1 protein-coding gene is annotated in these 5,519 nt (G+C 60.7%); it reads right to left on the bottom strand.

Annotated elements, in window-relative coordinates:
- The coding region (locus AC6FTP_RS25190; RefSeq protein ID WP_497209660.1) for an SdrD B-like domain-containing protein at positions 1-5,175 on the bottom strand (5,175 nt) is incomplete at its 3' end.
- Positions 5,176-5,519: the final 344 nt, after the last annotated feature.

Genomic DNA, 5,519 nt, shown 5'->3' with positions numbered 1-5,519 from the left:
ATTGGCCTGACCATCGAAGCGGTAGCTGCCATCGGGGCCGCAGATACGGGAGTCGCGGAAGATGGTACCCGTGCTGTCGAAGCACTCGACGACGACTCCAGGAATGCCGGCCTCGCCACCATCGCGGGTGCCGTTGCCATTTGTGTCAGCAAAGACGATGCCTCCGAGGGTTCCGGCGTAGGCGCGGCCGAAGTTCATGTCTTCCAGCTCCCAACCACCCTGGAGGGAGACAGTGTGCCCGGCGGCAGTGGTGGTCTGGGTCATGCCCGCAGGGAAATCAGGGTCACTGGGGTTGAATCCGACGAGGTAGCTGCCTGCGGGCACGAGGAACTCATATTCGCCACTCGCATCGGTGCTGGCGGTCATGCTGATGGGGCTGCCACCCGTGGTGTTGCCATTGATCACGACGGAGATGTTTGCCAGGCTGGTTTCAGCGCTGTCGCGGATGCCGCTGTAGTTGGCGTCATGGAAGACATAACCTGCGACGAGTGCCAGCTCGGCGAAGCCGAAGTCGGCGGTAGTGAGTTCCTGCGCAGTGGCAAGGGTGACAGCGATCTCTTCCCCATTCGTGGGCAGCATGGTGTTATACAGGCCTGCATTCGGACTACCGACAGGGGCGGGCACATGCTGCTCATCCACACGCACGACGTAGCTGCCTGCGGGCAGGTTTTGTACGGTGTAAATGCCGCTGGCATCGGTGAAGGCGATGCCGACCTCGACTTCGTCGGCATCGACAGCGCTGTTGCTGTTTTCATCGGCATAGACACTGACGCGCACGTTCGGGATGCCGCTCTCACCGGCGTCCTTGGTGCGGTCGTTGTCAGTGTCGTAATAGACGAGGTCGCCGATGCTGCCGGTGTGATTGAAGCCGAAGTTTTTGCCCGTGCTGATCTGGAGGGCGGTGAGTGTCACGGGCCGGACAGCGCTGCCGCCACTGACGTAGTTCATGCCCGCTGGGATCGTGTTTTCGAGCACATCGACGAGGTAGGCTCCGGAATTAAGCCTTGGCATGATGTAGAGGCCATTGACGTCCGTTTCAACACAGCGCACGAGAAGATCAGCAGCATCGAGAAGTCCGTTTGTATTGCGATCGAGGTAAAGATTGACGGCGATGTCTTCGAGCGGTGCTTCCTCACTCTCGATGACACCGTCTTCATCGCGGTCTGTCCAAACAGTGCCGCGGATCTCAGCAGCGGTGGCGGGCGGCGCTGGTGTGAAGGCTCCGAAGTCGGCGTCGTCAATGCGGGTGCTGTTTGTCGCAAGGGTGCGCTGGAGTGTCGGGCTGGATGTCATCACCCAATCCGTGGGCAGGGTGGTGAGGTCGATAGCGACATTCCATGGCGCGCCAGCATTGGCATTGAGGCCATAGACGCGATAGGCGCCGCTGCCATCAGTGGTGGCGGTCTTGGTGGTGGCACCACTGGTGACATTGACTTTGACTCCGGCGAGACCGGGTTCGCCGACATCGTGGGTGCCGTTGCCGTTGTTATCGGCAAAGACAAGATCGCCGATGCTGCCAGTTAGGCCGGTTTGGACGGTGTTGGAATTTTTCAGCGGTATCGCCAAGGGGCCGCTGGACTCGCCGGTCTGGATGCTGGCCGTGTTGCTGATGCCATCCACACCGGGGACGCTGTTGATGGTGACTCGGAAGGTCAGGTTCGGCACCACGATGACGCTATTGCTGGTGGCAGAGGGCCAGGTCGTGGAGCCATTGGTGGCGCTGATGCCAAACTGAACTTGGCCGATGCCAGTGCTGGCGGTGCTTTGATAGACCCAGGTAAAGGTGGTGCCAGCGGGGCCGACGGTGGCGCTGGCTGGGGTGGGGCCGCTGATGAGCGTGGCACCAGCGCCGCCGCTGCTTGTGACCACTGGGGTGCCAGGGGTAACTCCGGTGACATTGCTCGGTGAGGTGAGTGTCTGTCTGACGGTGAACTGTGTGCTGGGGCCGACCATGGTGCGGGTAGTGCTGACGGCATTCGTCACGGAACCAGCACCAGTGCTCGGCACGGCTGCGGTATTGCTGCCCAGATTCCATCTCACGGCTCCGCTGGTGAGCGTGCCGCCGACATTGGCACTGCTGGGGACGTAAGTGGTGCCGGTGGGGATGGTGTCTGCCACGGTGACACTGGTGAGCAAGTCACTGCCGCGATAGGTCGGCGCGAGGGTGTAGGTGAGCGTATTGCCAGGAACGGCGGTTATGAGATCGACAGACTTGGTGAGCAGTGGCGTGAAGGGGAAGTCATTCGTGAGGCTGGTCTGCCCGGCGGAGACGGTGACGCGGATCTGACGATTCAGGGCCGTGTGTCCTGTCGGCACCTCGGGCGCGCTGACATCACAAACGACGATGTAACTGCCCGCGCCAATGGCATCGAAGCGGTAGAGTCCATCAGCCCCCGTGCGCGTGGTGCGCAGCAGATCGGCGGTGTCTGGCGAACCATCAGCATCAATATCGGCGTAGAGGGTGATGGGCAGATTCGCCACAGGCAGCTCACCCGCGTCGAAGACGCCATCGGTGTCGGCATCGATGAAAGCGGAGTCGCCGATGCTGGCAGGCACCTCACGCCAGAAGCCGAAATGCGCAGTGCTGTAGGCCCCTGAGAGGGACTGCACGCGGTGTGGATCAGTGGTGGTGAACTGGAAAGGGCTGCCGCCGAGGCCGGTGACGATGTCGGCGTCTGCCTGATCGACATCGACGAGGTAGTCCAGAGTGAGTGGGAGATTGGTGAAGCTGTAGCTACCGCCTGCGGAGCTGCTTTGCGTTGCGATGAGGGCATCACTGCCTGTGTCGATCACGCCATCGGCATCAAGGTCGCGATAGAGGCGCACAGTGACGGCTGAGAGGCCGGTATCGCCGGGGGGCTGATAGACACCGTCACGGCCCAAATCATGAAAAACAGAGCCGCTGACGCTGCCCGTACCGCCGGTACGATAGCCGAAATCGACACTGAGTTTTTGCTCGTTGTGCGCTAGCACGACGGTGGCCTGGTTCGCTGAGGCGATGCCATCGAAATCAAAGGTGGGCGTGTGTGCGGCTGGGGCCGTAGTCTTCACCACATAAGTAGCTTCGGTGAGGTTGGCGAAGTCATATTTCCCCTGGGCATCCGTGGTCTTCGTGCTCAGCAGGGTGGTGCCATTCGCCGCGTAGAGCTGCACGGTGACGCCGGGCAGGCCATCGTCCTCGGGGTCCATGACGCCATCGCCATCCCAGTCACGGAAGACGCTGTCGCCGATGCGCGCACCGCCGACGGTGACGGGTGCGAGCGCGCCTGTGGACATGACTTTGCCCTCGTACTCGAAGGTGAAGCTGTTGGTATAGACGCCCGCAGGTTGGGTCGCGCTGATGCGGCATTTAAAGACAACGACAAGGCTCTTTCCCGACTCGATGCCTGTGTTCAGGGTGAAGACTGGCTTTGTGGTGTCGGTGGAGTTCACTGACAGCGCGGAGGTGCCAACGCCCGCGAGTTTCGCGGAGACAAGACTGTCGTAAGTGAAGCCCGTGGGCAGTCGCTCGCGAATGACGAGAGGCACAGCATTCGGACAAGGGCCTTCATTGAGCATCGTGACGGTGTAGGTGACGAGGTCGCCAGGATTCGCGATGGATGGGGTGACGCTCTTGTCAGGGTAGAGAAGCGATGCTGCGGCGACTTCGATGGTCTCGGTATTGCAGGCTTTCGGGGCCTGATCGCTGGTGGCACAGACGGTGTTTGTCATCACGCCCGTGCCGGTGGCGCGCACTCGTAGGGTGATGCTGCGGACGCTGTTGGGTGCTACGGTGCCCAGATTCCAGCGCAGAGGGCTGGTGCTTGTGGGCGCAGGTGTGGCACTGACATAAACGATACCGCTGGGCAGAGTGTCGTCGATCACCGCGTTGGTTAGGGACGAGGTGGCAGTATTGGTGAACCAGATCGTGTAGGAGAAGGTTTCCCCCGGGGCGACGATGGGTTTCGAGGCTTGCTTGAAGACCATCGGCTTGCTGGTGAGCGAGAGGGCGGTGTTTTCATAGTAGCGCCAGAGATGGTCTTTGTTGGTGTATTCGCCGCCAGCATCACCGCCAAAGGTATCCGCATAGGCTTGCAGGAAGCCCGCTGCATCGAAGGGCGAGTTTGGCTGACCCGGACCGACATTGACCCGCAACTGCACTCGTGCGTATTCAGGCCGGAATAGCTCCAAATTTCCCCAGGCGAGGCGGACAGCCTTCGGGCTGGTGGCGTCCGTCCAGCTCGTGGTGGCTGGCAGAGGATTCGTGGTGCTGAGATCGTAGCCGATCTGGCTGCCATCGACTCCGACGAGTCCCAGCGCGGTGCTGCGCAGGCCGGGGGTGTCTTTGGCGATCTGACTGCCGGGATACTTGATGCGCTTCCACGGGCCCATGTTCCGCACAGCGTTCTTCATGCGGGCTGGGTCGCTGGCATTGGCATCCCAGTAGGTTTTATCAAAATGCCAGGCATAGCCGCTCTGCGGACCCGCCACGCCGCTGCCCATGCCCCAGGGCGTGTTCCCACGGCCATCAGGATCGATGAGCGGGGTGATGGAGTTCACGCCAAAAGCGATGAGCTGCTCTGCATCCCAGCGTGTCGTCGGGGTGACGAGGTCGCCGGAGTTGTTTTTCAAGACGTTGTCGGTGGTGGTGCCGGTATTGCCGTCCAGACCGCCCATGCTCACCCAGCTCTGCCAGGCGGTTTTCGGGTCGGTGGAGTAAAAGATGCCCGTGTCCGAGTAAACACCCGCCATCGTGCCGCGCATGAGACCGGTGCTGCTGTCCACGGTGTAGGCTTTGTCCCCGATGATGTTCGGCCCCAGCTCCAAACCCTTCAGCGAGTTCTGTACCTTCGCTCCCACGGACCCATCCCCGAGCGCTAGGACGGACTGCCCTTTCATGGCCATAGGCACAAATTTTCCCTCGCTATCGATGCGGCCATACTGCGCGCCGACAACCTGAGCCCCTACCGGGATGAAAAAGGTGGAGTAGCCCCCTGCCCCGGTCGGCGTGCCCACGGAGGGTGTGGCTTTCATCACGAGACCGACGACATCGCCTGTTTGAATCAATGGTTGGCCGGCTGCCTGACGCTGCTGCATCCGAGCCAGCGTTTCCTGGTCGAAGCCGATGTAATCCGCACGCTGATTGAGATTATGAGCCAGCGCTGAGCCCTGAAAAATCAAGGCTCCGGCGAGCATGGCGGCTCCTAACCGAAGGCATGGCGCGAGCACATCGCTGTAGCGGACAGCAGCCTCCAGAAAAAATTTTCCACCGGACAAAAGCCCTCCCATCAAGGGCATGGATTTCGAGCCGGGAGGCGCACCGCCCCCGGACCTGCTGCCACAAGAAAGGCCGCTGGGTGAATCCATGAGTTCCATCAATTACAATAATCATACCCATACTCATTATAATTTCTATACAATTTGAGCTGATATTTTAAATAACTTAACAATCATCGTCGCCGAGTCGGGATTTTCAAAAAGATCCCTGTGTTGCCTCATCGTTTCCCGATCCACCGAACGCGAAGCCATGAGCCCGGTGC

The organism is Prosthecobacter sp., assembly GCF_044378005.1.
Taxonomy (GTDB): Bacteria; Verrucomicrobiota; Verrucomicrobiia; order Verrucomicrobiales; family Verrucomicrobiaceae; genus Prosthecobacter.
Note: the sequence above shows the minus strand (reverse complement) of the source record. Positions and strands in the feature narration are given on the sequence as shown.